26 protein-coding genes and 7 tRNA genes are annotated in these 26,247 nt (G+C 49.7%); 30 read left to right on the forward strand and 3 right to left on the reverse strand.

Annotated elements, in window-relative coordinates; genetic code table 11:
• The first annotated feature begins 180 nt into the window (after positions 1 to 180).
• The 29 genes from AC506A_RS30680 to AC506A_RS30820 all read left to right on the forward strand — a co-directional run bounded on the left by AC506A_RS30680 (position 181) and on the right by AC506A_RS30820 (position 23,371).
• Positions 181 to 257, forward strand: a tRNA-Met gene (locus AC506A_RS30680).
• A 9-nt stretch (positions 258 to 266) separates the two neighbouring features.
• Positions 267 to 342 (forward strand) — tRNA-Val (locus AC506A_RS30685).
• Between the two features lie 13 nt (positions 343 to 355).
• Positions 356 to 432: transfer RNA gene (locus AC506A_RS30690), tRNA-Asp, on the forward strand.
• Positions 433 to 449: 17 nt separating this feature from the next.
• Positions 450 to 525, forward strand: a tRNA-Phe gene (locus AC506A_RS30695).
• Positions 526 to 534: 9 nt separating this feature from the next.
• A tRNA-Tyr gene (locus AC506A_RS30700) sits at positions 535 to 618 on the forward strand.
• A 14-nt stretch (positions 619 to 632) separates the two neighbouring features.
• Positions 633 to 708 (forward strand) — tRNA-Lys (locus AC506A_RS30705).
• A 143-nt stretch (positions 709 to 851) separates the two neighbouring features.
• A complete protein-coding gene (locus AC506A_RS30710; RefSeq protein ID WP_495464767.1) occupies positions 852 to 1,793 on the forward strand; it encodes an MraY family glycosyltransferase in 942 nt (313 codons plus the stop codon).
• 111 nt (positions 1,794 to 1,904) lie between these two features.
• On the forward strand, positions 1,905 to 3,050 hold the full coding sequence (locus AC506A_RS30715; protein WP_495464768.1) for a PucR family transcriptional regulator: 1,146 nt from the start codon (positions 1,905 to 1,907) through the stop codon (positions 3,048 to 3,050).
• A 91-nt stretch (positions 3,051 to 3,141) separates the two neighbouring features.
• A complete protein-coding gene (locus AC506A_RS30720; RefSeq protein WP_495464769.1) occupies positions 3,142 to 4,263 on the forward strand; it encodes an ABC transporter ATP-binding protein in 1,122 nt (373 codons plus the stop codon).
• Between the two features lie 140 nt (positions 4,264 to 4,403).
• Complete coding sequence (gene hprK, locus AC506A_RS30725) at positions 4,404 to 5,342, forward strand: HPr(Ser) kinase/phosphatase (RefSeq protein WP_495464770.1); 939 nt, start codon at positions 4,404 to 4,406, stop codon at positions 5,340 to 5,342.
• A gap of 72 nt (positions 5,343 to 5,414) precedes the next feature.
• The gene (gene lgt / locus AC506A_RS30730; protein WP_495464771.1) at positions 5,415 to 6,428 is read left to right on the forward strand and encodes a prolipoprotein diacylglyceryl transferase; all 1,014 of its coding nucleotides are present in this window, start codon (positions 5,415 to 5,417) and stop codon (positions 6,426 to 6,428) included.
• Positions 6,429 to 6,439: 11 nt separating this feature from the next.
• Entirely contained in the window at positions 6,440 to 7,096 is a 657-nt protein-coding gene (gene ppaX, locus AC506A_RS30735; protein WP_495464772.1) for a pyrophosphatase PpaX, read from the forward strand.
• Between the two features lie 8 nt (positions 7,097 to 7,104).
• On the forward strand, positions 7,105 to 7,593 hold the full coding sequence (locus tag AC506A_RS30740) for an acyltransferase (protein ID WP_495464773.1): 489 nt from the start codon (positions 7,105 to 7,107) through the stop codon (positions 7,591 to 7,593).
• Positions 7,594 to 7,771: 178 nt separating this feature from the next.
• The gene (locus AC506A_RS30745) at positions 7,772 to 9,040 is read left to right on the forward strand and encodes an ATP phosphoribosyltransferase regulatory subunit (RefSeq protein ID WP_495464774.1); all 1,269 of its coding nucleotides are present in this window, start codon (positions 7,772 to 7,774) and stop codon (positions 9,038 to 9,040) included.
• A complete protein-coding gene (gene hisG / locus AC506A_RS30750) occupies positions 9,037 to 9,717 on the forward strand; it encodes an ATP phosphoribosyltransferase (protein WP_495464775.1) in 681 nt (226 codons plus the stop codon). Before AC506A_RS30745 ends, hisG begins: the two co-directional genes overlap by 4 nt.
• A 69-nt stretch (positions 9,718 to 9,786) precedes the next feature.
• Positions 9,787 to 11,076, forward strand: a complete 1,290-nt coding sequence (gene hisD / locus AC506A_RS30755; protein ID WP_495464776.1) for a histidinol dehydrogenase — start codon at positions 9,787 to 9,789, stop codon at positions 11,074 to 11,076.
• A gap of 45 nt (positions 11,077 to 11,121) precedes the next feature.
• Positions 11,122 to 11,724 carry an imidazoleglycerol-phosphate dehydratase HisB gene (hisB, locus tag AC506A_RS30760; protein WP_495464777.1) on the forward strand — a complete coding sequence of 201 codons (603 nt, stop codon included), beginning with the start codon at positions 11,122 to 11,124 and terminating at the stop codon, positions 11,722 to 11,724.
• A 1-nt stretch (position 11,725) separates the two neighbouring features.
• On the forward strand, positions 11,726 to 12,349 hold the full coding sequence (gene hisH / locus AC506A_RS30765) for an imidazole glycerol phosphate synthase subunit HisH (RefSeq protein WP_495464778.1): 624 nt from the start codon (positions 11,726 to 11,728) through the stop codon (positions 12,347 to 12,349).
• Positions 12,350 to 12,397: 48 nt separating this feature from the next.
• Entirely contained in the window at positions 12,398 to 13,156 is a 759-nt protein-coding gene (gene hisF, locus AC506A_RS30770) for an imidazole glycerol phosphate synthase subunit HisF (RefSeq protein WP_495464779.1), read from the forward strand.
• A complete protein-coding gene (gene hisIE, locus AC506A_RS30775) occupies positions 13,153 to 13,836 on the forward strand; it encodes a bifunctional phosphoribosyl-AMP cyclohydrolase/phosphoribosyl-ATP diphosphatase HisIE (RefSeq protein ID WP_495464780.1) in 684 nt (227 codons plus the stop codon). Before hisF ends, hisIE begins: the two co-directional genes overlap by 4 nt.
• Before the next feature lie 275 nt (positions 13,837 to 14,111).
• On the forward strand, positions 14,112 to 15,062 hold the full coding sequence (locus tag AC506A_RS30780) for a ribose-phosphate diphosphokinase (RefSeq protein ID WP_495464804.1): 951 nt from the start codon (positions 14,112 to 14,114) through the stop codon (positions 15,060 to 15,062).
• Positions 15,063 to 15,205: 143 nt separating this feature from the next.
• On the forward strand, positions 15,206 to 16,948 hold the full coding sequence (locus AC506A_RS30785; protein WP_495464781.1) for a tetratricopeptide repeat protein: 1,743 nt from the start codon (positions 15,206 to 15,208) through the stop codon (positions 16,946 to 16,948).
• Positions 16,949 to 16,974: 26 nt separating this feature from the next.
• On the forward strand, positions 16,975 to 17,922 hold the full coding sequence (gene trxB / locus AC506A_RS30790; RefSeq protein WP_495464782.1) for a thioredoxin-disulfide reductase: 948 nt from the start codon (positions 16,975 to 16,977) through the stop codon (positions 17,920 to 17,922).
• A 358-nt stretch (positions 17,923 to 18,280) separates the two neighbouring features.
• The gene (locus tag AC506A_RS30795) at positions 18,281 to 19,231 is read left to right on the forward strand and encodes an ROK family glucokinase (protein WP_495464783.1); all 951 of its coding nucleotides are present in this window, start codon (positions 18,281 to 18,283) and stop codon (positions 19,229 to 19,231) included.
• A 49-nt stretch (positions 19,232 to 19,280) separates the two neighbouring features.
• Complete coding sequence (gene rapZ / locus AC506A_RS30800; RefSeq protein ID WP_091225630.1) at positions 19,281 to 20,150, forward strand: RNase adapter RapZ; 870 nt, start codon at positions 19,281 to 19,283, stop codon at positions 20,148 to 20,150.
• Between the two features lie 7 nt (positions 20,151 to 20,157).
• Positions 20,158 to 21,141: a gluconeogenesis factor YvcK family protein gene (locus AC506A_RS30805; protein ID WP_495464805.1), complete on the forward strand. Its 984-nt coding sequence runs from the start codon at positions 20,158 to 20,160 to the stop codon at positions 21,139 to 21,141.
• Positions 21,142 to 21,147: 6 nt separating this feature from the next.
• Positions 21,148 to 22,077 (forward strand): DNA-binding protein WhiA, encoded by a 930-nt coding sequence (whiA, locus tag AC506A_RS30810; RefSeq protein WP_495464784.1) that lies wholly within the window; start codon positions 21,148 to 21,150, stop codon positions 22,075 to 22,077.
• A gap of 103 nt (positions 22,078 to 22,180) precedes the next feature.
• A complete protein-coding gene (locus AC506A_RS30815) occupies positions 22,181 to 22,450 on the forward strand; it encodes an HPr family phosphocarrier protein (protein WP_090583454.1) in 270 nt (89 codons plus the stop codon).
• A gap of 147 nt (positions 22,451 to 22,597) precedes the next feature.
• Positions 22,598 to 23,371 carry an SIMPL domain-containing protein gene (locus AC506A_RS30820; RefSeq protein WP_495464785.1) on the forward strand — a complete coding sequence of 258 codons (774 nt, stop codon included), beginning with the start codon at positions 22,598 to 22,600 and terminating at the stop codon, positions 23,369 to 23,371.
• A 105-nt stretch (positions 23,372 to 23,476) separates the two neighbouring features.
• Here AC506A_RS30820 and AC506A_RS30825 read toward each other — a convergent pair whose 3' ends face one another.
• From AC506A_RS30825 to AC506A_RS30835, 3 genes are all read right to left on the reverse strand, one after another.
• Positions 23,477 to 23,791, reverse strand: a complete 315-nt coding sequence (locus AC506A_RS30825; protein WP_495464786.1) for a sporulation histidine kinase inhibitor Sda — start codon at positions 23,789 to 23,791, stop codon at positions 23,477 to 23,479.
• Between the two features lie 221 nt (positions 23,792 to 24,012).
• Complete coding sequence (gene clpP, locus AC506A_RS30830) at positions 24,013 to 24,594, reverse strand: ATP-dependent Clp endopeptidase proteolytic subunit ClpP (RefSeq protein WP_091225604.1); 582 nt, start codon at positions 24,592 to 24,594, stop codon at positions 24,013 to 24,015.
• A 298-nt stretch (positions 24,595 to 24,892) separates the two neighbouring features.
• A tRNA-Arg gene (locus AC506A_RS30835) sits at positions 24,893 to 24,967 on the reverse strand.
• Between the two features lie 243 nt (positions 24,968 to 25,210).
• Here AC506A_RS30835 and AC506A_RS30840 point away from each other — a divergent pair.
• Positions 25,211 to 26,245 (forward strand): sugar-binding transcriptional regulator, encoded by a 1,035-nt coding sequence (locus AC506A_RS30840; RefSeq protein ID WP_495464787.1) that lies wholly within the window; start codon positions 25,211 to 25,213, stop codon positions 26,243 to 26,245.
• Positions 26,246 to 26,247 lie beyond the last annotated feature (2 nt).

Here is a 26,247-nt window from a genome sequence, read left to right on the forward strand (position 1 = left end):
GAATACTAATCGGTCGAGGGCTTATCCTACGAACATTCGCTCGGATGTTCAACTTCGGATCAAGATCAGCTAAACAAGACCTTCGCAAAGGTTCGTATCCAGTTTTCAGGGCGTAAGTTAACCTGATTATTACGGCTGCCTCAGTCGTGATGGACAAGCAGTATTTTGAGGCAATTGTGTGGCGGTGTAGCTCAGCTGGCTAGAGCATTCGGTTCATACCCGGAGGGTCGGGGGTTCGAGTCCCTTCGCCGCTACCACACCTATATGGAGGCTTAGCTCAGCTGGGAGAGCATCTGCCTTACAAGCAGAGGGTCGGCGGTTCGATCCCGTCAGCCTCCACCATAATTTTAAATGCGGAGCCGTGGTGTAGTGGCCCAACATGCCTGCCTGTCACGCAGGAGACCGCGGGTTCGAATCCCGTCGGCTCCGCCATTTAACTAAAACAATAAGGCTCGGTAGCTCAGTCGGTAGAGCAGAGGACTGAAAATCCTCGTGTCGGCGGTTCGATTCCGTCCCGAGCCACCATTTTCTTGTGGAGGGCTAGCGAAGTGGCCAAACGCGGGAGACTGTAAATCTCTTCCTCACGGTTCGGTGGTTCGAATCCATCGCCCTCCACCATTCCTTTACAGCAAGAGCCATTAGCTCAGTTGGTAGAGCACCTGACTTTTAATCAGGGTGTCGTAGGTTCGAGTCCTACATGGCTCACCATTTCATAAACCATTCACCTGTAGGTCATTGACCTGCAGGTTTTTTTGTTGTTTTCTGCCGAATATTACATAGGAAGTCAGAGTATTTCAACCTACTGCGGGTAAACTGAACACAAAGGGCTGTTCAGGGGGTTACACAAAGAGATGAGATACGTATTAGCTGCCGTGCTTTGTTTTGCCATAGTTGCCGTATTGGTGCCGATTCTGAGGAAGTATGCGATTCGCATGGGTTTTGTAGACAAGCCATCTTCGCGTAAAATCCATCGCACTCCCATTCCGCTAATGGGCGGAGCTGCGCTCTATGCAGGGATAGTGATCACTTTGTTTATATTCCAAGGTGCAACGCCGCTTAGTATGACGATCAGTATTGGCGGCTTAATGCTCGTAGTAATTGGTTTAGCAGATGATGCGGCAAAAGCAAACGGAGCGGAATTTCCGGTGTGGCCACGTGTATTGGTTTATATAGCTGCAGCGATCCTGCCGCTGTTCTTTGGTATTCGAATCGAGGGGCTTTCAAGTCCGAACGGATTAATCAATTTTCCGGCATGGCTAGGCATGATAGGTACCATTATCTGGGTGTTTGCGCTGATCAATATGATTAATTTCATTGATGGTGTGGATGGACTCGCTTCTGGGGTCTCGACATTCTCTTCATTAACACTATTTATCGCTGCGCTGCTAAAACATCAACCATCGACCGCGCTGCTCGCCGTTATTCTGGTTGGGGCATGTTTGGCGTTTCTGATTTATAATTTCTATCCGGCAAGAATCTTTATGGGGGATGCCGGCGCTGCCTTCCTAGGTTATGCCCTGGCCGTTACGGCAGTCGACGGCGCGTTCAAGAGTGCCACCCTTGTCACGGTGGCTGTACCGCTTCTGGCACTCGGCGTGCCCATTCTGGATACAGCAGTCGTCATGCTCCGCAGACTGCTTTCAGGCAAAGGACTGCACCGGGCGGACAAGCTTCATACCCATCATGTATTGATGCGCTGGGGGTTAACCCAGATACAAACCGTTTCATTCATATACCTCGTAGCCGCGCTGTTCTCCTTATTATCGATTGTTCTGCTGCTTGCCTTAAGCTGAAATAGATCCCAATCTATGGTACAATGTCCCAAGAAGAAACAGCTTTCGCCGTCCAGATACGACAAATGGTGAAAAAATTCTTCCTAGAATATATAGGATAGGGGCAGGCCGATGAGTGAAGCAAAATGGATGGCGCAATTGCAAACTGTTCTGGATTGCCCGGTCCGAGAGCATCAATTGCCAATTCAAGATTGGAGAATGCTGACCGAAGATCTTACCAGCACACAAGAGCAATCATCACTTACAAATAATACGGTATCCATTGGCGATTATGTCCACGGTACCGAAGGTACGGTCTGGTTTGTCATGAATGTTAATCTGCATACAGTCGACCTCCTGGAAATTGAGCGGAGCCAATTAACCGAGAAGGAACAGCGTCTGATCAGCTGGACGTTATCCGAAATGCTTGCTGTACGGACCAAGAGCTACGAAGGCGTTACGGAGTCTGAGCGATACGCGAGAGAACTTGGTGCTTGGATCGATGAGCAGCTTGATTCTGCTGAACCGAAGCATTCGTTACCTGAGCGTCTTATTGCACGTGGAAGATTGTTCTCTTCGATGATTCCTTTCATGCTCGTCTGTGAGCAGGCTGAATCCGGACGCTCCAGCTACAGCGAGCTGGAGAAACTGCTTCGTACATTCCTTGCGGAAGAAGTCATCATCATTCCTCTTAAGGAGCAAGAATGGCTTGTATTAGGGCCGGTTTCACTTATTCATGAAGCACAGTCCGAGGAACGTGATGACGAAGAAGAGGAATCAGTCGAGGAAAGCTTAGCTTCCATTGTAAATGGGCTGCATGAAATGCTGACCAGCGAATGGATGGGCGAGTGTCATCTTGCCGTTTCTCAGCCGATCTCCCCGGCAAATTCACTAGTTGGAACGACAGCCCTGCTGCGTGAGACGGTTCATCTGGGACGAACCTTTCATATCGGGTCCAATATTCATTTGCCGTGGCTGCTGCATCTAGAGCGTCTGTTAAACACCATTCCTGAAGCGCACCGACTTAAATTTGTAGAACAAGCGTTAAAGCGTACGGATGCTTTTCTCGATCCGGAGATCCTAACCACATTGGAAACGTTCTTCAGTCTAGACTGTAATGTAAGCGAGACTGCGAAGAAACTCTATATTCATCGGAATACACTTCTGTACAGGCTTGATAAGCTGAAACAAGAGACAGAACTCGATGTTCGGCAGTTCCGCGATGCAGTACTCGTCAAAATTATTTTACTATTGTATAAAGTGACGAAAAGGTCGTAGTTTTTTTGTAAAGTATGTGCATAGTCATTAGGACAGCACTGATATACACTAAGGTTATTGAATTACACTATTTCTTTTAGGGGGAAATACAATGGCTGGTGTACGCTTAGAGCACGTTTACAAAAAATATGCGGGAACTGATCTCGCTTCCGTAAAAGATTTCAACCTCGACATTAAAGACAAAGAATTTTTGGTTCTTGTCGGTCCATCGGGTTGCGGTAAATCCACAACACTTCGGATGATCGCAGGTCTGGAAGAAATCTCCGAGGGTAAACTGTTCATTGGCGAGCGTCTTGTTAATGACGTTGCCCCTAAAGACCGTGACATCGCGATGGTATTCCAATCCTACGCTTTGTACCCACACATGAACGTATATCAAAACATGGCTTTCGGCCTTAAACTTCGTAAATTCAAAAAAGCGGAAATCGACAAACGTGTTCGTGAAGCCGCTAAAATTCTTGATATCGAGCATTTGCTAGACCGTAAACCAAAAGCATTGTCCGGTGGTCAACGTCAGCGTGTTGCCCTAGGCCGCGCAATCGTTCGTGAACCACAAGTATTCTTGATGGATGAGCCTCTTTCTAACTTGGATGCTAAACTTCGTGGTCAAATGCGCGCGGAGATCTCCAAACTGGCTAAACGTCTTGAAACAACTGTTATCTACGTAACGCATGACCAAATCGAGGCAATGACAATGGGTGACCGTATCGTCGTTATGAAAGACGGTATCATTCAACAAGCTGCTTCCCCGGAAGAGCTGTACAACCACCCAGTTAACATTTTCGTAGCAGGCTTTATCGGCGCTCCTTCGATGAACTTCATCACGGGTACGCTTTCCGAAGCTGGCGGTTCCGTTCGTTTCAAATCGACTAACATCGATGTACTTGTTCCAGAAGGCAAAGCACAACAATTGAAAGATAAAGGCCTTCTTGGCAAAGAGATCATTCTTGGTATCCGTCCAGAAGATCTGCACGAAGAGCCAGTATTCCACGAGGCTTCCCCGCAAACAATCGTGAACGCTCACGTTGAAGTTGCTGAGAACCTTGGTCACGAAATGTTCTTGTACCTGAACGGTCTTGGCAAAGACACAGTAATCGCTCGTGTTGACGGCCGCTCCGGCGTTAAAGAAGGTACAAATGTGAAGCTTGCTCTTGATATGAACAAAGTTCATGTCTTCGACAAAGAGAGCGAACTGAACGTATTTGAAGTATAAGATAAGGCGCTGAGCCTTTACTGACAACCGCCCGAATTATCGGGCGGTTGTTTTTATTTGTTATTTCCGATACGATAACGATATCTGGTTATTTAATCTAACAACTCGTAGCTGGCTGCGATTTTGAGGAGGCCGAAATAGTGGCTAAGAAAGTGAAAGTGTCCGATCTGGTAAGTCAATTTCAGCTTGAAATATTAAGTGGAGAAGACGGACTCCGCCGCAGCATTACGTTAGACGATTTATCGCGCCCCGGACTTGAGGTAGCTGGTTATTTTGACTACTATCCGAAGGAACGTGTACAGATTCTGGGGAAGACAGAAATTACGTTCATGGATACGCTTAGCAAACAAGAACGAGTAGACCGCATGGAACGGCTGTGCGATGATGAGACGCCATGTTTCATCATAACCCGTGGCATGGATGCACCGGCCGAGCTGCTCGAGCAATCGAATTTGAAGCAAATACCGGTACTTCGCAGTAATGCGGCAACAACGATTTTTTTAAGTCGAATAACCAACTTCCTTGAACGGAAACTGGCACCGTCAGCTACAATTCACGGTGTTCTTGTCGATGTCTATGGAGTCGGTATGCTCATAACGGGCGGCAGCGGAATTGGTAAGAGTGAGACAGCGCTAGAGCTGGTGAAACGAAGCCATCGCCTTGTAGCGGATGATGCTGTTGAAATTCGTCAAACCTCTGATGGACAATTGCATGGAACAGCACCTGAACTTATTCGTCATTTACTTGAAATTCGCGGTCTGGGTATTATCAATGTCATGACGCTGTTCGGCGCAGGCGCTGTTCGCAACATGAAGAAGATCAGTGTTGTCATTAAGCTGGAGAATTGGCAAGCGGACAAGCAGTATGACAGACTCGGTCTGGATGAAGAAACAACGAGAATTATCGATACCGATGTGCCAATCGTTACCGTTCCAGTACGTCCGGGCCGAAACTTGGCGGTCATTATCGAAGTGGCTGCGATGAACTTCAGGCTGAAACGTATGGGGTATAATGCAGCGCTTCAATTTACGAATAAATTGACAGAGACGATTGCTGAAGATGCGGATGATTTTGATTGATTACTCGTTGAGGCTAAAGAGTATGAAGTCTGATTATATCCCGATTATGGTGAGAGAAGGAGCCGTTGACGCATGTATGGATTACGTTTAGATCCAATTGCTTTTTCGCTGGGCCCTATTACTGTGCATTGGTACGGTATCATCTTGGGTACGGCAGCGCTTGTGGGACTGCTTCTTGCAGTTCGCGAAGGAAAGCGGTTCGGTTTATCACCGGATTTCTTCATGGATTTGCTGCTGCTTGGTGTACCGTCTGCTATTTTAGGCGCGCGGATCTATTTCGTAGCGTTCAAGTGGGACGAGTATAAGGGCAATTTGCTCGATTTCTTCAAGATCTGGAATGGCGGTATTGCGATATTTGGAGCACTCATAGGTGCTTTCATATGCGGTATTATTTATTTTCGATATAAAGGCTACAGCTTCTGGAGAATCGCGGATATCTGTGCGCCGTCGCTTATTGCCGGTCAGATGATCGGTCGTTGGGGGAATTTCGTCAATCAGGAAGCGTATGGCGGACCTGTTGAAGAGAGCTTCCTGCGTGACACGCTTCATTTGCCGAATTGGATCGTAAATGAAATGAATATTGATGGTATATTCCATCATCCAACGTTCCTATACGAATCGCTTTGGAACCTGCTTGTTCTGGTAGTGCTGCTTGTCATTCGCCGTCGTCCGTTCTTGCGGGCAGGTGAACTGTTGATGACTTACTTCATCGGTTACTCTATCGGACGTTTCTTCATTGAAGCGTTACGTACAGACAGCTTGGCTTTCCATGGCGCTTCGTGGGCGGCTTCGGTTATGGATGCACTATGGTCGCCAATGGGCATTGTTTTCGATCAAGGTTACTTGAACCCTGCAGAGGGCAATATTCGGATTTCTCAGCTGGTATCGGTACTGTTGATTATTGCGGCGGTCGCTATGATCATTGGACGCCGTACTACGGGTGAAGCGAATGCGCGTTATAGCGATCCCGTTATCAATTACAAAACCGGTTTACCAGCAGGTGCAGCACCAGAGAAAAAGGTTGATCGCACTGAGCTGGATAAAGAATCCGCTGGCGGTCACGGAGAATCGACATTAAAGGAGTAATAAATAATCGCATGGCAGCAGTAGTGAAAACAATGTTGTTTGACTTAGACGGCACGATTATGGACACGAATGAGCTCATCATTCAATCATTCTTGCATTCCTTAAAAGGAATCGTCCCTCCTGAGTTTGATCGGGAGCATATTATACCGAGCATGGGACAGCCGCTTACGATGCAAATGCAGCTGTTCTCAGGCCGTGAAGATGTGACGGACCTTGTTGCGGCTTACCGTGAAGTCAATCTTAAGATGCATGATGATTATGTATCGGCTTTCCCACAGGTGGTGGAAGTGTTCGCGCGGCTGCATGAAGCCGGAATACGGATTGGAATCGTTACGACCAAAATGCGACTGACGACGGAACGCGGTTTACGTTATGTAGGTTTGTATGAATACGTGGAGCCAGGTGCGATCGTGACGATTGAAGATGTGGAGCATCCGAAGCCTCATCCAGAGCCGGTACTTAAAGCGTTGGAAGCATTAGGTGCAGATCCGGCGACGACGATGATGGTCGGCGACAGTGTTGTCGATATTGAAGCTGCCGAAGCGGCAGGGGTCATCTCAGTCGGTGTAGCGTGGTCACTGAAAGGTGAAGCGAAGCTGAAGGAAAGCGGTGCGCGTCATGTGATCCATAACATGCGCGAGCTGTACGCATTCGCGGGATTGGAGTAGAGCACCACTTGAGAAACGTTGAGCGTTATCCGGTCGAAGGGCCAAATGCCCTGTGGCAAGTATACCGTACGGTCAGCAGATTTAAGGCCGTACGGAATTTCGTCTTCATCCAGATAGCGCGTTATTGTCCTTCATTGCCGGTGAAAAATTGGATTTATCGCCATGTGCTTGGCATGAAGGTAGGGCGCCACTGTGCGTTTGCACTCATGGTGATGGTGGATGTTTTCTTCCCGGAGAAGATCAGTATTGGGGACAACTCGATCATCGGCTATAATACGACGATATTGACGCATGAGTATTTGATCAAAGAATACCGGCTTGGCGAGGTTCGAATCGGTTCAGGTGTTATGATTGGTGCGAACACTACGATCCTTCCCGGCGTCGTCATCGGAGATGGGGCCATTGTTGCGGCAGGATCGGTTGTTCATAAGGACGTGCCGCCTGGCGCTTTCGTCGGTGGAAATCCGATTGCACTAATACGGAGTGGAACGGATTAAGGTACATAATTGCACTCTTTGCGGGTCAGAAACGGAGAGCGATGCTCTCCGTTTTTTCTATATCTACAGGATTGACGAATAGGGGGGCGCGTGTTATTATTACGACTAATCCTTTATTTTGGCAGTATGGTAATATGGTAACACGTTAACTAACTAAAGCACTGTGGGTGAGCATATAATGTCTAAACCGAAGGTATTTGAGAAGCCGATTGGCGTGAAAGATTATTTGCCTCATGCTGTAACGAAGCTGAGACAAATTGAGAATCAAGTGCTTGCTTGTATGAGCTCGTGGGGGTACGAGCAAATTATGACCCCTACTATGGAGTATTACGATACAGTCGGTGTCGCAAGCTCGACCTCCGACCAGAAGCTGTTCAAGCTGCTTAACAATCGCGGTACGACGCTTGTGCTTCGCTCCGATATGACGGCGCCGATTGCACGTGTCGTTTCTTCCGTATTGAAGGATGCGCAGTTCCCTGTGCGTCTCTCTTATCATTCCAATGTGTTCCGAGCGATTGAAGAGGAAGCAGGCCGAGAGGCGGAATTCTTCCAAACCGGCGTTGAGCTTGTCGGAGACGCCTCGCCTGAGGCGGATGCAGAAGTGGTTGCACTTGCGATCGCTTCGCTTAAAGCAGCAGGCGTGAACCGTTTCAAGATTGCAATCGGGCATGTTGGCTTCCTGAACGGTCTATTCGAGGAAGCATTGCCGGGGCAGGCGGCTGCTCAAGAAGAACTGAAGGCTTATTTGCTTGGGCGAGATTATGTCGGATATCGCGAAGGCTTGCGGAAGCTGACGCTGCCTGATGCTATGCGCAGCGAGCTGGAAGGTATCACGCGTTTGCGCGGCGGGCAGGAGATCTGCAACCAGGCTATGGCGCTTAGTCTGGATCAGACGGCTCAGGCTTCGATTCAGCATCTTTGCGAGATGTGGGACGTGCTTGAGGCTTATGGTGTATGCGAGCATGTATTGATTGATTTGACGATGATTGGCGATTTTAAATACTACACCGGCATGACGTTCGAAGGCTATGCGGCGGATCTCGGATTCCCGGTAGTGAGCGGCGGCCGCTATGATAACTTATTGAAACAGTTTGGTCGTCCTGCACCTGCGACAGGTTTTGCGCTTAAGACAACGCGAATTCTGGAGCTTATCGGGGACCATGCAAGTGAAGCGAGAACGGAGCGCGTACTGATTGGGTATGACACTGCTGGTCGTGCTGCGGCACTTAATAAGGCGCGTGAGCTTCGTGAAGAGGCGGACACGGTTAGCGGTGGCAGCAGTGGCGATGCTGTCGTAGTGGTGACGGAGAAAATGGACGGAGCTGATGCTCAGCAGGCTGTGCTTGCTGCATCGGATTCGGTCGACGGACAGGTGAACTACAAGGGCGTCACGTTTACGAAGCTGTTGACGTTCTTCGGCGGCGGACAGGGGGGGACTTCAAGATGAGCATGATGAGCAACGGTATATACACCGGCGATACATCGGGACGTGAGCTGCTCAAGGTCGCGATGCCGAAGGGACGCATCTATAAAGTGGCATCGAATCTGTTTCGGGAAGCAGGCGTGCCGATCCCAAGTGATTTTGACGACACACGGAAGCTTATTATCGAACTGCCGGAGCTGGGCATGTCCTTCATCATGGCGAAGCCCGTCGATGTACCGACCTATGTCGAGTACGGCGTCGCGGATATCGGCATTGTAGGCAAGGATGTACTCATGGAAGAAAATAAAGACGTCTATGAACTGCTTGATCTTGGTATCGCCAAATGCCGCATGTCCGTTATCGGACTGCCGGATTGGAAGCCGGTCATTCATCCTCGTGTGGCGACGAAGTATCCGAATGTGGCTTCGCAATATTTTCGCGAATTGGGGCAGCAAGTTGAGGTCATCAAGCTAAACGGCTCTATTGAGCTGGCTCCGCTTATTGGGCTTGCTGACCGAATTGTCGACATGGTGGAGACGGGGCAAACGCTTCGCGAGAATGGCCTTGTGGAGATGGAAGAGATCTTCGGCATTACTAGCCGGTTGATTGCCAATCGTGTCAGCTACAGAATGAAGAATGATGCCATTCAGAGCCTATGCGACAAGCTGCAGACTGCGATAGCGGCTAAAGCAGGCGTATAGATAGCGAGAGTAAGCCGCCGCTAAGCAAGGTGCTTATGCGGAAGAAGAAGTGAAAGGAGCGGTGGCGTTATGCGGAAACTGCGTGCGGAACAGTTTGGATTAACACGTAAGGTGGACTACGGCTCACCGGAACAAAACGAAGCGGTACGTCAAATCGTAGAAGCGGTACGTACCGAAGGAGACGCGGCATTGCTGCGTTATACAGAGCAGCATGACCGTGTAAAGCTGGATGAATCGCGGCTGCGTGTCACAGAGAGCGAGATACAAGCCGCCTATGATCACGTAGAAGCAGGGTTTCTAACCGCTATACGTGAAGCTGCGGCGAACATTCGAAAATTCCATGAGAAGCAGATGCGCCAATCCTGGGTGGATGTACAACCCGACGGTACGATGCTTGGACAACTGCTTAGACCGCTCAAGCGTGTAGGCGTATATGTCCCAGGCGGGAAAGCAGCTTATCCATCTTCGGTGCTCATGAATGTGATACCTGCGCAGGTTGCAGGTGTACCGGAAATCGTAATGGTGACGCCTCCGGCAACGGGCGGCAAAGCAGGAATCGATCCTTATATTCTTGTAGCGGCTGCAGAAGCCGGCGTGAAGGAAATGTACCGTATTGGCGGTGCGCAAGCGGTAGCTGCTCTGGCTTATGGCACAGCGACGATTCCGCCGGTCGATAAGATCTGTGGACCGGGCAACATCTACGTGGCCCTCGCGAAGCGTTCGGTTTATGGTGTTGTCGCCATCGACAGCATCGCAGGTCCAAGCGAGATCGTTGTGCTGGCCGACGAGACGGCAGATCCGGCTTACGTGGCCGCGGATCTGCTGTCGCAAGCCGAGCATGATGAGATGGCGTCTGCGATTCTTGTGACGACATCAGAAGCGCTTGGCGATGCAGTCGCTATTGAAGTTGAGCGTCAGCTGGCGCTGCTTCCGCGTGAAGGCACAGCGAGGCAGTCCATTGACGGCTACGGCGCAATTCTGATCGCCGAAACGATGACTGAAGCAATCGATGCGGTGAACCGCATGGCGCCGGAACACTTGGAAATTATGACGGCAGAGCCGATGGCGCTGCTTGGTCGAATCGAGAATGCCGGTGCGATCTTCGTCGGACCGTACAGCTCTGAGCCGGTCGGCGATTATTATGCCGGCCCGAATCATATTTTGCCAACGAACGGTACAGCGCGATTCTCTTCTCCTGTGAATGTGGATGACTTCGTGAAGAAGTCGAGTCTGATTTACTATAGCAAGGATGCGCTGCTCGCAAACGGCGATAACATTATGACGCTCGCCCGCCATGAAGGGCTTGAAGCGCATGCTAGGGCAATTGAAATCCGACTGGAGCGGGAGCGTAACACTTAGTCAGCTCCATCAAAATATAAGGTACAGTGGAAAGAAGGATATTACATGGCAGAGAACCTCGCAATCCGCGCAGCTGAAGTTGCGCGTAAGACGAATGAAACGGACATTAAGCTGGCTTTTGGAGTCGATGGAACCGGGATCTCCAAGATTGATACGGATGTTCCTTTCCTGAATCACATGCTGGATCTATTCACGAAGCACGGTCAATTCGACCTCACAGTGGAAGCACGCGGCGATGTGGATATTGATGATCACCATACGGTTGAAGACATCGGCATTTGCCTAGGTCAAACGCTTCGTGAAGCACTGGGCGACAAGCGCGGCGTTAAGCGTTACGCTTCGGTGTTCGTACCTATGGACGATGCGCTGGCACAGGTGGTTATCGATCTGAGCAACCGTCCAGCTTTCGAATATCGCGCGCAGTATCCGTCCCAGCAAGTAGGCAGCTTCCAAGTAGAGCTGGTGCACGAGTTTCTGTGGAAGCTGGCGCTTGAAGCGCGTATGAACCTGCATGTAATCGTTCATTACGGCGTGAATACGCATCATATGATCGAAGCGGTGTTCAAGGCGCTCGGCCGTGCGCTGGATGAAGCGACAAGCATTGACCCGCGTGTGCAAGGAGTGCCTTCGACGAAAGGAGTGCTGTAGGATGATCGCGATCATCGATTACGGCATGGGCAATCTGCACAGCGTCAGCAAAGCCGTGGAACGACTCGGGTATGAAGCAGTCATCACCGCCGATGCACAGGAGATCATGGAGGCGGACGGTGCGATATTGCCTGGGGTTGGCGCCTTCGGCGATGCGATGCAGAATTTGCAGAATACCGGTCTTGAAGAAGTCACACGTTTCTACGCCGCATCCGGCAAGCCGCTGCTCGGCATTTGCCTTGGCATGCAGCTGCTGTTCAGCGAAAGCGAGGAGTACGGCCAGCATCAAGGTTTGGGGCTGCTCCCCGGTAACGTCATCCGCTTCCGAGGGGACTTCAAGGTGCCGCATATGGGCTGGAACAAGCTGACCTTCAAACAAGAGAGTCCGTTGTTTAAAGGGCTTGAGGAGGGACATGTGTACTTCGTCCATTCCTTCCATGCCAAGCCGCAGCGCGGAGATGATCTGCTCGCGATTACGGACTATAACGGTCCGGTGACCGCCATTGTCGGCAGAGGCAATGTGTACGGCATGCAGTTTCATCCGGAGAAAAGCGGCGAGCTCGGCATGAGCCTGCTGCGGAATTTTCTCGCGTTGACGACAGAATCACGTGAAACCGCTCGATAGGTGCGAGTGGTGTTCTACATATCAAGCTAGAAGGGAGGCGGCATTCAGATGCTGGCTAAACGTATTATTCCATGTCTGGACGTGAAGGATGGGCGGGTCGTGAAAGGCGTCAACTTTGTCAACTTGCGCGATGCAGGCGATCCTGTAGAGCTTGCGGCAATTTACGACAAGGAAGGCGCGGACGAGCTTGTTTTCCTTGATATCTCCGCTTCGGTTGAAGGCAGAGCGACGATGATCGAGGTCGTCAAACGAACGGCCGGCGAAATTACGATACCGTTTACGGTGGGCGGAGGGATCTCCCACGTCGATGATATGAAGCGGCTGCTTCGCGCCGGAGCCGATAAGATCGGCATCAATACGGCAGCGGTTAAGAATCCGTCGCTCGTGAAGGACGGTGCTCGTAAATTCGGTTCCCAATGTATCGTTGTCGCGATCGATGCCAAGTTTAATCAAACTTGGGGCGAGTGGGAAGTGTACACGCACGGCGGACGTACAGCGACGGGTATTAAGGCGCTTGCTTGGGTGAAAGAAGTAGAATCGCTTGGAGCGGGTGAAATTCTGCTCACAAGTATGGATGCGGACGGTACGAAGGATGGCTTCGATATTAAGCTGACGCAGGCGGTATCGCAGTCAATCAGTATCCCGGTTATCGCATCCGGCGGTGCAGGCAAGGTGGAGCATTTCTACGATGTATTTCAGCAGGGTCATGCGGATGCGGGTCTTGCAGCAACGATTTTTCATTATAAAGAATTGACGATCCGCGATGTGAAGGATGACTTGCGGCTGAAAGGAGTCGAGATCAGGTGAGTACTGGACAAGGAATTGAAACGGTTGCTGCAGCGATTAAATGGAATGAGGCTGGCCTCGTACCGGCAATCGTGCAGGATGCCAATAGCAAAGAAGTTCTCATGATGGCTTACATGAATGAGGAGTCGCTTGGTCGTTCGATCGAGACGGGCGAAACATGGTTCTGGAGTCGTTCGCGCGGCGAATTGTGGCATAAAGGAGCGACGAGCGGTCATACGCAGCAAATCGTCTCGATGCACTATGATTGCGATGGCGACACGCTCTTGCTTCGCGTGGAACAGACCGGACCGGCTTGCCATACGGGCACGTACAGCTGCTTCACGAATGAAGTGACCGGCATTCAAGGCGTAGACGCTAATGCGACAACGCTGACTAGCGACCGTTTTGCAATGTTGAACCAGCTCGAGGCTGTAATCGCACAGCGTTATACTGAGCGCCCTGAAGGTGCGTATACGACGTATCTGTTTGAGAAAGGCGTCGATAAGATTCTAAAGAAGGTCGGCGAAGAGTCGGCAGAAGTCATTATCGCAGCTAAGAACAAAGATAATGACGAGCTCCGCTGCGAAACGAGCGACCTGATCTTCCACCTGATGGTGCTGCTCCGCGAGCGTGGCTTGTCCTTGGATGAGGTCATGGCTGAGCTTGGCAATCGCCACAATAAATCCAAGCAGCCGAAGTAAATGAAGTCGCGGCTAGCTATATGGGGAACCGAGCCTGATTGCCAGTGCTCGGTTCTACGACGTTTTGCCATAAAACGTTCATAAATCGGGACAAACCGCGATAGATGTTGAAAGACGCCGAGAACGCGTAATTGGTGCGGATAATGGGTCTTTTTGCGCATTTGATCGTTTTTTGAAATATTACGATTTCCATGTATAATGAAGGGTGTCGAATCAAGCGGTGTTTTTGATGCATGTAAATAAAAAGTGGTCTAATCGCTCAGGAGGGTATTATGTTGTTTAGCGACAAGCTGCGTATTTTCTCGGGGTCCTCGAATCCCAAACTTGCGGAACGGATCTGCGAGAATCTAGGTCTGGAGCTCGGTAAAATCAAAGTGTCTCGTTTCAAAAGCGGTGAAATTTATGTTCACTATGAGGAAACGATCCGTAATTGTGATGTATTCCTTGTACAGTCGTTCTCACATCCGATCAATGATCATTTTGTCGAACTACTCGTCATGATCGATGCGGCGAAGCGTGCTTCCGCACGTACCGTCAACATCATTGTGCCGTACTACGGTTATGCACGCCAAGAGCGCAAGGCTGCTCCACGTGAACCGATCTCGGCTAAGATGCTTGCGGACGTACTGACGACCGTTGGTGCAAACCGCGTAATTACGATTGATCTACACGCACCGGCGATCCAGGGCTTCTTCAATATCCCAGTGGATCATCTGACGGGACTTGATCTGATCAGTGATTACTTGAAATCGAAGAACATTAAGAATCCGATTGTGGTATCTCCGGATGCGGGCCGTGCCTCAACTGCTGAGAAGCTGGCAAACTATCTGGATGCACCGTTCGCGATTATGATTAAGAAACGTCCGGCACACAATGAATCCGTCATTACGCATGTTATCGGTGACGTAGAAGGCCAGACTCCAATAATTATCGAGGACTTGATTGATACAGGCACGACGATCGTCAATGTTGTTGAAGGTCTCAAAGAACGCGGCGCTGAAGATGTGTACGTGTGCGCAACGCATCCGCTCTTCTCCGGCCCGGCTATACAGCGATTAGACCATCCGAATATTAAAGAAGTCGTTGTAACGGACTCTATTGCGCTGCCGGAGAACCATTCCGACCGCTTCACAGTATTGTCTGTAGCTCCAATTTTAGCCGAAACGACGCGCATTATCATTGAAGGCGGCTCCATCAGTACGCTCTTCAAAAATGCCGGAATCTAGGCAACATACGGCCTGTACGCAAGGCTAAACTCCGAAATCGCGGGCGAATGCCCGCGATTTCCCACATATTCTTTCGTGTAAGGATAGGCCGCGCTATGGTATAATCGTAGAATATTTGATGTACCGGGGAGGTGCCTTTTGTTATGAAAGAAAAGAAAATTGCGGTAGCCAGCCACAGCACGAAAGTCATTCCGATACAATGGGACGCAACGTTCTTCTTCGAGCGAGCGGTTCGGTCGATGGATCGTTATCATTATGACAAGGCACTGAAGTATTTCCGCCGCGCGGCCGAGTATGAACCGGATAATCCGGTGAATCATTGCAATATGGCCGGCATTTTGTCAGAAATGGGCAATTACGAGGAATCGAATCGAATCTTGTCGTCGATTGTGAACGAGCTTGATCCGGAGATGACGGAATGCCATTTCTATATGGCAAACAATTACGCCAACATGGAGAATTACGAAGCAGCTGAGGATTCACTCGTGCGCTACCTGGAGGAAGATCCCGAAGGTCAGTTTCTCGATGAAGCCGAAGAAATGATGGAGCTGCTCCACTTTGAGCTGGAGCGTCCGATGAAGCTGGCGTACATTAAGGCGCGCGAAGGATTCTTCGAGCATGACCGTGCGAGGTCCATGCTCGAAGAAGGCAAGTTTGTCGAAGCTGTGCGACTGCTAGAGAGTATTGTCGAGAAGAACGGCGAATTTCTTGCGGCTCGCAACAATCTAGCGTTGGCCTACTACTATATGGGCATTTTCGACAAAGCTATGGTCACTATTCATCAGGTGCTGGACATTGAACCAGGCAATTTGCATGCCTTATGCAATTTGGCGATTTTCCATCAACATGCGGGCGACCAGGAGCAACTGAAACCGTTAGTGGAGATGCTTTGCAAAACCGTGCCATTCCATCAGGAGCATGTGTTTAAGTTGGCTACAACAATGGGTATTCTAGGGGAACACGGCGAGGCGTACCGTCACTTCACTCGTCTGCTGAAGGATGCTGCGCTGAAGTCGGATCCGTGTCTCTACCATTATGCTGCTGTTGCGGCCTGCAATATGGGGCGCTACGAAGAGGCTAAGCGGTTATGGCATCAGGTGAGCAAGCTGGATGCCGAATCGCATGTGCCAGGCTACTATCTGGAACAGCTTTCTCTTATGGAGAAAGGCTTGAATACGGCGCCTACGAGCTACCATTACCATCTTCCGTTCGAAGAGCAGTTTAAGCTATGGGAGAAATCAACCGAAGCACTGCCCGATCATATGAAGCGGGATCCGCTCGTCCGTTCGTCCTTCTTCTGGGCACTGCGACATGGCGACAGGCATACGAAGCTGCAGGTTATCCAAGCACTTGGTATGATTGCCGACAATGAAGTGAAGGATGCGCTGCGTGATTTTATCGTGGAGCCGCAGGAAGATGACTATTTGAAACGAATAGCGATCTTCGTGCTTCGTTCCATCGGTGTGCATGAATCTCTTCAAGCGGTGCTTGAAGGGAAAGAAACGGTTATTGAACATAGCCGGATGCCGTCGAGACTTCCGATCTGGGAGGATAAATGGCAGTCCGTCCTCGAAGCAGCATTGATGCGGATGAACAAGCATTATGATCTGGTTCAGCAACATGATTTGTTGACGCTGTGGATCGAGTTTCTCTCGCGGATTTACCCGAATGTGCCGAAGCTTGGGAAAGTTGAAAGCTGGGCTGCTGCGCTTGAATATTTGACGGCCAAAATGCACCGAAGAGAAATTTCGTACCACGAGGTATCTCAGCGGTATGGGACGTCGATTGCGACTGTTAGTAAATGCGTCAAACGCATTGATGAAATATGCGGCATCAAAGAAAAAATGAGAATGACATTCCCGGGACTTGCGGAGCGTCGCGACTAGGAGAGTCCATGGTAGGAGGTACAACTGTGCACAAAGCAATTATTATCGGAACAGGCCCTGCAGGGCTGACAGCCGCGATCTATCTGGCTCGTGCAAACATGAAGCCACTTATTATTGAAGGTCCTGAGCCTGGTGGACAATTGACGACAACGACAGAGGTTGAGAACTTCCCGGGTTTCCCCGATGGCATTATGGGTCCTGACCTGATGGCAAACATGCGTAAGCAAGCGGAGCGTTTCGGCGCGGAATTCCGCACTGGCTGGGTCAATTCTGTCGATACTTCGAAGCGTCCGTTCACGCTGCAGGTTGAAGGTCAAGGCGAGCTTCAAGCCGAATCCCTCATTATCTCGACAGGTGCTTCGGCTAAATACCTAGGTATTGCTAACGAACGCGAGAATGTTGGACGCGGCGTCAGCACGTGTGCAACATGTGATGGATTCTTCTTCCGCGGTAAGAAAATTATCGTGGTAGGCGGCGGCGACTCTGCAATGGAAGAAGCGAACTTCTTGACGCGTTTCGCTTCGGAGGTTGTACTTGTTCACCGTCGCGCAGAAATGCGCGCTTCCAAAATCATGCAAGATCGTGCGCGTGAGAACAGTAAGATTACTTGGGCGCTAGATCGCACACCGCTAGAGGTTGTGGCAAACGATATGGCTGTAACCGGCCTTAAAGTGCGTAACAACCAAACGGGTGAAGAGGAAGTTATCGAAACAAACGGAATCTTCGTTGCAATCGGCCACACACCAAACACGAAATTCCTCGGCGGCCAGTTAGAAACAGATGAGACAGGCTATCTGATCGTGAAGCCGGGTACATCCGAAACGAACATCCCTGGTATATTCGCATGCGGCGATGTACAGGACAACAAGTACCGCCAAGCGATTACAGCTGCGGGAAGCGGTTGTATGGCTGCACTTGATTGTGAGAAATACCTTGAAGGTCATGCCGTCCATGACTGGAGTCAATCCTTATAAAAGGAAGCTGCATGCTGCATCAAGCGTGTATTTGCACAAGTGAATGACGTATGGATGACGCTGTCCGTAGCAACGGACAGCGTCACTTCATGTTAGCGCGGATAGGGCATTTTCTTACAAAACTTATTCTTGCCTGAGACCTGCACTTTCGATGGGACGGCGACAGCCGTTTCACCTTGAAATATAAGAAGATATAGGTTTCACCCTATACGTAGCTTATATTTCTCCGGAATGAAACGCACTGCGCCACCGATAGGATGGCGGCAGCCGTTTCACCTTGACCAGTTGGAAGCGTTCGCTTATAGTTTAGTTGGAACAGAAGTAACCCCAGATCCTTATATTATAGAGGTGGCCTATTATGTCTGAGAGAATAGTCGTTGGTGTAGATATTGGCGGTACAACAATTAAGGTTGGTATTTGCAGTATGGAAGGCGCATTATTGCATACGTATGAAGGAGCGACTGAAGTCGAGAAGGGCTCTGACGCCGTTTGCGCGAATATCGCTGACTATGCAAAGCTGATCGTCGAACAGTCCCCTTTCTCGTGGGAGCAAGTAGAAGGCGTAGGTATCGGAATTGCAGGCTTCCTCGATATTCCGAACGGGATCGTGAAGCAGTCGGTTAATCTGTTCTTTGATCATGTGCCTCTGAAAGCGATTCTCGAAGAGAAGCTTGATAAAAAAGTACTAGTCAATAATGATGCTAACGTTGCAGCACTTGGTGAAGCATGGGCGGGAGCAGGCCGTAACATTGCGGATTGCGTTTGCTACACGCTTGGAACAGGTGTTGGCGGCGGTGTAATTATAAACGGTAAGATCGTAGAAGGTTTTGCTGGCATGGCCGGCGAGCTTGGTCATATTCCAATCGTGCCGGATCTCGAAGCGATTCAATGCGGCTGCGGCAGAATGGGCTGCTTGGAGACTGTTTCTTCCGCAACGGGCATTATCCGTATGGCGAAAGATGCTGTCGAACGCGGAGACCGTACTTCGCTTTCGTTCGTTCCGAACATTATGGCGAAGGATGTCGTTGATGCAGCTAAAGCCGGCGATGAAGTAGCGGCTCGTATCGTGGCTCGCGCAGCTCATTACTTGGGCAAGTCGATGGCTACAGTAGCGGTTGTTCTTAACCCGCAGCGTTTTATCATCGGCGGCGGCGTATCCAAAGCAGGCGAATTCCTCTTTGAGCAAATTCGTGAAGCATTCAAGAAATCAGCACCAGAGATGGCGCAAGAAGGCGTTGAGATCGTACCAGCTATTCTTGGCAACGATGCAGGTGTTGTCGGCGCAGCAGGTCTAATTATACGTGCGTAGAAAGTCTTGGTAGACGGTGGGGGGATTGAGTGTGGAAGCGGGAACAGCGATGGCAAAGCTAGTCATCATTACAGGCATGTCCGGTGCAGGTAAAACGATTGCGGTACAGAGCCTGGAGGATCTCGGATTTTTCTGCGTAGATAATCTTCCGCCGGTGCTCATTCCGAAGTTTGCGGAGCTCATAGAACAGTCTAATGGCAAAATCGGTAAAGTTGCGCTCGTCATTGATTTACGGGGACGCGAATTTTTCACGGCATTGTCTGAATCGCTGAACTATATGAAAGAGCACTATACGATTGGGTATGAGATTCTCTTCCTGGATGCAACGGATGGCGTGCTCGTGCAGCGCTATAAGGAAAGCCGACGACTTCATCCGCTGGCTCCGGAAGGATTACCGCTGGAAGGCATTAAGCTGGAAAGACGCATTCTCGAGGATCTGAAAGGCTGGGCGACGCAGGTTATCGATACAAGTAACTTGAAGCCGGCTCAGTTGAAGGAACGAATCATGTCTCGCTTCACGAACTCGGATCTGAATACGATTTCTATCAATGTCACCTCATTTGGATTCAAGTATGGAATTCCAATTGATGCCGATCTCATTTATGATGTTCGTTTTCTTCCGAATCCACACTATGTCGATCATCTGCGTCCCAATACAGGTCAAGATCCTGAAGTGTTCGAGTATGTGATGAAATGGCCGGAAACGCAGGCGTTTCTCACGAAGCTGCTCGATATGCTGCAGTTTCTTATTCCCCTCTATCGGAAAGAAGGAAAGAGTCAAGTCGTCATCGGGATTGGTTGTACGGGCGGGAAACACCGTTCGGTCGCGATTGCCGAATATCTAGGGCGAATGCTTGGCAGCAGTGACACAGAGCTCGTTCGAGTCAGTCATCGAGATTCAGATCGTGATCGGAGCTGAGGTAAACGTGACAGAACGGAGAAAAGAACAGAAGCCCCGAATTGTCGTCATCGGCGGGGGCACAGGGCTATCGGTCATGCTGCGTGGATTGAAAGAGAAGCCGCTTGATATTACGGCCATCGTAACGGTGGCCGATGACGGCGGAAGCTCCGGTATACTGCGTAATGAACTGCAGATGCCGCCTCCGGGCGATATCCGCAACGTGTTGATTGCCCTTGCTGACGTTGAGCCGCTTCTCTCCGATTTGTTGCAATATCGGTTTAGTTCCGGAACCGGACTTGCGGGTCATAGCTTAGGCAACTTGATGCTTGCTGCAATGACCGACATATCCGGTGATTTCGTGTCCGGCGTTCGGATGCTCAGCAAAGTACTTGCGGTTCGCGGACGTGTACTGCCGGCTGCAGGTGAAGCGATTGTGCTGAAGGCGGAAACGGTTGATGGCAGCATTATTACAGGGGAGTCGAACATTCCGAAGGCAGGCAAAGCGATCAAGCGAGTCTTTATTGAGCCTGCAGATGTCGAGCCGCTGGAGGAAGCAGTTGAGGCCATCCGTGAAGCTGATGCGATTCTGATCGGTCCGGGCAGCCTCTATACCAGCATAATCCCGAATTTGCTAGTGCCTAAACTGGCGCAAAGCATTGTCGATTCCAATGCAGTGAAGATGTTCGTATGTAACGTGATGACGCAGCCGGGGGAAACCGACAATTATTCGGTAAGCGACCATTTGGCTGCTGTACATGCACATATCGGTCATCATCTGTTCGATTATGTCATCGTCAACGACGGTGAGATTCCGGAACAGGTGCAAAATAAGTACGCCGAACGAGGTGCAAAAGCTGTACACCTTGATCTTGAAGAAGTGAAACGGCGCGGCTATGAAGTCATTGCAGACCGGCTCGTACTGTTTCGCACGTATTTGCGTCATGATGCAGCTAGGTTAAGTCATCATATTTATCAGCTTGTGGAAAACTGGATGGAACGAAAGAGGTGAGTTACATTGTCTTTTGCGGGACAAACCAAAAAAGAATTGACGCTCATCGAAGCCGATCCGTGCTGTGAGAAGGCGGAGCTCTCTGCACTGATTCGAATGAACGGCTCGGTTTCGTTGTCGAGCCGAAAGGTAATACTCGATATATCGACGGAAAATGCGGCGATTGCAAGACGGATCTATTCACTTATCAAGAAACAATTCGCCGTTCATACGGAGCTGCTGGTTCGCAAGAAGATGAGATTGAAGAAGAATAACGTCTATATCGTACGGATTCCGGCCACCGTGCAAGAGATATTGAGTGATCTCAAAATTGTCTCCGAGGGCTTTATGTTTAATCAGGGCATCGACCGGGACATCATTCGCAAGTCATGCTGCAAACGCTCCTATTTGCGCGGCGCGTTCCTGGCCGGGGGTTCCGTAAATAACCCGGAAGGTTCGTCCTACCACCTGGAGATTGCCACCATGTATGAAGAGCACTGTCAATCGCTCGTGGAACTGGCGAATAAGTTTGACCTTAACGCCCGTTGTATCGAACGTAAGAAAGGGTTTATCTTCTACATGAAAGAAGGCGAGAAAATTATCGAGCTCCTCAGCATCGTCGGTGCCCATCAAGCGCTCTTCAAATTCGAGGACGTCCGCATCATGCGTGACATGCGTAACTCGGTCAACCGGATCGTCAACTGCGAAACGGCGAATTTGAATAAGACGATTGGTGCTGCTGTGAGGCAGATCGATAATATCAAGCTGCTCGATCGTGAGGTGGGGCTGGATACACTACCTGATAAGCTTCGAGAGGTGGCACATATACGGCTGATGCACCCGGATTTGAATTTAACGGAAGTCGGCGAGATGCTCAAGGGCAAGGTGAGCAAGTCCGGTGTGAACCACCGTTTGCGCAAAATCGACGAGTTGGCCGAAAAATTAAGGAACGGTTAAGCATATAGCTAGTGTAGACTTTAGAAAAGTGATATAATAACGAATAAAATGACTTGGTGCAAGTGATCGCAAGATTGAATTTCGTATAGGGGGTAAGGTTTCCATGACAAGGCATCCGGTTGTCGTTCGACTGAAGACAGGTCTTCATGCAAGACCGGCCGCACTTTTTGTTCAGGAAGCGAACAAGTTTTCTTCCGAGGTGTTCGTAGAGAAAGACGATAAAAAAGTGAACGCTAAATCGATTATGGGTATTATGAGTCTTGCTATCAGCTCAGGTACTGAGGTTACAATTAGCGCGGAAGGTTCCGACGCCGATCAAGCTGTAACCGCTTTAGTCAACCTGGTTAGCAAGGAAGAGCTAGAAAACCAATAATAAGACATAAACGACTCGAAGAAGCTCCCTATTGGGGGTTTTTTCTATTTTATGGCCTAATTATTGGCTATAAGGCGCAACAAAGCATTGGAGAGCAGCGTCTGAGTATATAGAACCAAATATGGAGATTGAAGGGGGCTGAACGTGATGATGAAGTTGCAATCTAAATGGCTGATGGTACCTGTACTGGCACTGGCGGTAGGCGTAGGGGCAATGTTTGGGGCAAGCAGTCATGGCAGCAATGAGGTGTATGCGGTGGATAACGGAAGCATTGTACAGAAGAGCACGATTACGGTAGCGGGTACAGGAAAGCTGGAAACAGCCCCGGATGTGGCATACTTGAGCGTGGCAGTAGAAGCGCGCGCGGCATCTGCTAAAGAAGCCCAAGCGAAGAATGCGACGCAGTTCGCAGGCTTGAAGAAGGTGCTGTTTGATACGTACAAGATGAATGCCAAGGACGTGAAGACAGTAGGATTCTATGTTCAAGCAGAATATGAATACAACAGCAAGGACGGCACAAGCAAGATCAAAGGTTATCTGTCCGTGCACAACATTCAAATTACAACGCGTGACCTGGATGGCATCGGAAAATTGCTGGATGATCTGTCGGAGAATGGCGCTAACCGTGTAGACGGAGTGCAGTTCAACACGGAGAAACAGGAGCAATACGAGATTCAAGCGCTTGAGAAAGCGATGGCTAACGCCAAAGCGAAAGCGTCAGCGCTCGCCAAAGCAGCTGGCAAACAACTAAAGGAAGTCATCAGCATCTCACAAAACGGGATGAACAGTGGACCGATCTACTACGGCCGGGATCAAATGGCACCTGAATCGGCATCCATGGATGGTAAGGCGACAACAAGTGTGCAGACAGGTGTAATTAACGTTTCTGCGGACGTTACAGTTGTCTATGAAATGCAATAATAATACAGCAGCATATTAGCAAAAAAATAAGGCAGACCGCTCTCCAGTGTGGAGAAGGGTTTGCCTTATATGATGAACTGGCAGTTATGCTGACTGCAACCTAGGTTAGGCTAACGATTTCCGGTCATCGGTAGTGGACAAGCCGCGCTGCTCAATGGCATGTTCAATCAATGCAATAAACTCTTCGGACAGACGCATTGCTCTAGCTTCATGATAGACTTCAATGAGATGAGTGTCGCTAAGCGGGCGCAGCAGGAGAGACTTGTCCTGCATAGGCAAGAAGAGATTTTGATTATCTGTGTCAGTTGGGGCATGCTGAAAATTTGGTTCAAACGATGGCGTGTAGGAAGTAAAAACGCTGCCAGAATCACTGGATCGAATGAAATTTCGCACGCTTGCGAATGGGTTCGTAAGTTTCATGCGTGTGCAACTCCGTTTATATTAGATTTCCGAAACGTAACCTAAGTGACGGTGGATATGGAATCATTTAGTACATCTTATCATGATTCATTGGAGCAGTCCGCACCCATTCAGCGCTTCAAATTGTTATTGACAGACCATATGAACTGTGATAAATGAACAAGAAAGAGCGATAATCCCGGGAAGGATTATCGCTCTTTCTTGTTCATATCACCATTGGCTTAAAGTTTCTCGATAACCTTGTCAACAAGGCCATAAGCTGCTGCTTCTGCAGCAGACATGAAGTAATCGCGGTCGGTATCGCGCTCAATCTTCTCAAGCGTTTGACCCGTGTTCTCCACCAAAATGCGGTTGAGCGTATCACGAGTTTTCAAAATATGCTTCGCACGGATCTCGATATCGCTTGCTTGACCTTGCGCACCGCCGAGCGGCTGATGAATCATCACTTCGCTGTTAGGAAGCGCATAACGCTTGCCTTTGGCACCGGCTGCAAGTAAGAATGCGCCCATCGAAGCCGCCATGCCTACGCAAATCGTGGAAACTGACGGTTTAATGAAATTCATCGTATCGAAAATGGCGAGACCTGCAGAGACCGAACCGCCAGGGCTGTTGATGTAAAGCGAGATGTCTTTATCCGGATCATCGGCTGCAAGGAACAACAGCTGCGCGATAATGGAGTTAGCCACCATATCGTTGACAGGCGTGCCTAGGAACACAATTCGATCCTTCAGCAAACGGGAGTAAATGTCGTAGGCGCGTTCGCCGCGGTTGTTCGATTCGATAACCATTGGTACGAAACTCATCGTAAGTCCCTCCTCAAGAACATTCAGATAGTGGTGAAACGCAAGCACAGCAACCGAAGCGAATTGCATGAATTGCGGCTTCGATAGTGAACTGCTATTAAATTCATCATAACGGATTACGATTTAAAAGTCAAAGATGGTCAAATTGTCTGTAAACAAGCTAAACAGGCTCAGAAGAAGGTTACTTTCGAGCAGAAATGGAGATGCTGTTTGAGGTGAGCTTCTGCCTGAAACATGAAGAAGGACCCTCCGATAATTCGGAAGGTCCTTCATTATGAGACATTCATTATAGTTGTAATGGCGCGCCCGCGAGGAATTGAACCTCGATCTCAGGCTCCGGAGGCCTACGTCATATCCATTGGACCACGGGCGCAAAGTGACAGCGAAGATAAGTATATGTGATTGTGGAAAGAAAAGCAAGGCTGAAAATTAAATTAAATTTGTGCAAATCGTGACAGTAAACGGTTTCATTAGGCAAACTGATCTTGCCCCTGCAATGAGTTTGGGTTACAATATGTGTGGGACTTAAAATGAGCATGTGGGACGGAACGCGTCCATGCGATTGTCCCAAAGAGATACGAAAGCCTCTCTCTGCAACAGGAGTTGATGTTGGAAGATGCAATCTCTCATCGAAATACAGCAGCAGCTTCTGCCAGACTTACTTATCGTCATGAGGAAAAGGTATCTTATTCTCCGTCAGGTCATGCTCTCGGATATGATCGGTCGGCGCACATTAGCAGCTTCACTCGATATGACTGAGCGGGTGCTGCGTGCGGAAACGGATTTTCTCAAAGCACAGGAGCTTCTCCACATTGATGCCGCAGGGATGCGAATCAGTGATGCCGGCAAACGGCTGCTTGAGGACATGGAACCTTTCTACAAAGCGATGTTCGGATTGTCGGAGCTGGAAGAGAGAATTCGCAAGCATTTTGGATTAAAGCAAGTTGTTATCGTCTCCGGTGATTCCGATGCTTCCCCTCATACAAAGCGGGAGCTGGGCCGAGCAGGTTGTGCGGTGCTGAGCAAAGCGATGAAGAACGATGATGTCATTGCCGTAACCGGCGGATCGACATTGGCCCAAGTCGCCAACCAGCTGACCACGCAAACACCGCTCAAAGGCAATTGGTTCGTACCGGCACGCGGTGGACTTGGCGAAAGTTTGGATTACCAAGCAAACACGATCGTTTCGACAATGGCTAAGCGTACAGGTGCGCAATACCGGATGCTTCATGTGCCGGACCACTTGGGCGAAGAAGCGTACACTTCCTTGATGCAAGAACCTAACGTGAGGGAGATTGTGGAAGTGATTCGCAAAGCCCGCATCGTCATTCATGGGATCGGGGACGCTATGGTAATGGCTCGTCGCAGACGTGTGGATGCGGCAGTTGTCGATGCTCTCAAGGCTGAAGGAGCGCTTGCAGAATCATTCGGGTACTATTTTGACCGAAGCGGTTCTGTCGTTCATAAGATGCTCACTGCAGGTCTTCGAATCGAAGACATTATGGAAACTGAGGTTGTCATTGCGATTGCAGGCGGCCGCAGTAAAGGTGAAGCGATCGCAGCTGTGATGCGCTTTGGACATGATGATATGCTCGTCACCGACGAGGCTGCTGCACTTGAAATTGCAGCAATCATCGATCAGGAAGAGTAAAT

It is taken from the genome of Paenibacillus sp. N22P23 (assembly GCF_059383735.1).

What these genes read in the sequence shown, in the direction of transcription:
- AC506A_RS30710 (WP_495464767.1), top strand. Translation starts at nt 852, where the DNA reads ATGAGATACGTATTAGCTGCCGTGCTTTGTTTTGCCATAGTTGCCGTA.
- AC506A_RS30715 (WP_495464768.1), top strand. Translation starts at nt 1,905, where the DNA reads ATGAGTGAAGCAAAATGGATGGCGCAATTGCAAACTGTTCTGGATTGC.
- AC506A_RS30720 (WP_495464769.1), top strand. Translation starts at nt 3,142, where the DNA reads ATGGCTGGTGTACGCTTAGAGCACGTTTACAAAAAATATGCGGGAACT.
- lgt (WP_495464771.1), top strand. Translation starts at nt 5,415, where the DNA reads ATGTATGGATTACGTTTAGATCCAATTGCTTTTTCGCTGGGCCCTATT.
- ppaX (WP_495464772.1), top strand. Translation starts at nt 6,440, where the DNA reads ATGGCAGCAGTAGTGAAAACAATGTTGTTTGACTTAGACGGCACGATT.
- AC506A_RS30745 (WP_495464774.1), top strand. Translation starts at nt 7,772, where the DNA reads ATGTCTAAACCGAAGGTATTTGAGAAGCCGATTGGCGTGAAAGATTAT.
- hisG (WP_495464775.1), top strand. Translation starts at nt 9,037, where the DNA reads ATGAGCATGATGAGCAACGGTATATACACCGGCGATACATCGGGACGT.
- hisD (WP_495464776.1), top strand. Translation starts at nt 9,787, where the DNA reads ATGCGGAAACTGCGTGCGGAACAGTTTGGATTAACACGTAAGGTGGAC.
- hisB (WP_495464777.1), top strand. Translation starts at nt 11,122, where the DNA reads ATGGCAGAGAACCTCGCAATCCGCGCAGCTGAAGTTGCGCGTAAGACG.
- hisH (WP_495464778.1), top strand. Translation starts at nt 11,726, where the DNA reads ATGATCGCGATCATCGATTACGGCATGGGCAATCTGCACAGCGTCAGC.
- hisF (WP_495464779.1), top strand. Translation starts at nt 12,398, where the DNA reads ATGCTGGCTAAACGTATTATTCCATGTCTGGACGTGAAGGATGGGCGG.
- AC506A_RS30785 (WP_495464781.1), top strand. Translation starts at nt 15,206, where the DNA reads ATGAAAGAAAAGAAAATTGCGGTAGCCAGCCACAGCACGAAAGTCATT.
- AC506A_RS30795 (WP_495464783.1), top strand. Translation starts at nt 18,281, where the DNA reads ATGTCTGAGAGAATAGTCGTTGGTGTAGATATTGGCGGTACAACAATT.
- rapZ (WP_091225630.1), top strand. Translation starts at nt 19,281, where the DNA reads ATGGCAAAGCTAGTCATCATTACAGGCATGTCCGGTGCAGGTAAAACG.
- AC506A_RS30815 (WP_090583454.1), top strand. Translation starts at nt 22,181, where the DNA reads ATGACAAGGCATCCGGTTGTCGTTCGACTGAAGACAGGTCTTCATGCA.
- AC506A_RS30820 (WP_495464785.1), top strand. Translation starts at nt 22,598, where the DNA reads ATGATGAAGTTGCAATCTAAATGGCTGATGGTACCTGTACTGGCACTG.
- AC506A_RS30825 (WP_495464786.1), bottom strand. Translation starts at nt 23,791, where the DNA reads ATGAAACTTACGAACCCATTCGCAAGCGTGCGAAATTTCATTCGATCC.
- clpP (WP_091225604.1), bottom strand. Translation starts at nt 24,594, where the DNA reads ATGAGTTTCGTACCAATGGTTATCGAATCGAACAACCGCGGCGAACGC.
- AC506A_RS30840 (WP_495464787.1), top strand. Translation starts at nt 25,211, where the DNA reads ATGCAATCTCTCATCGAAATACAGCAGCAGCTTCTGCCAGACTTACTT.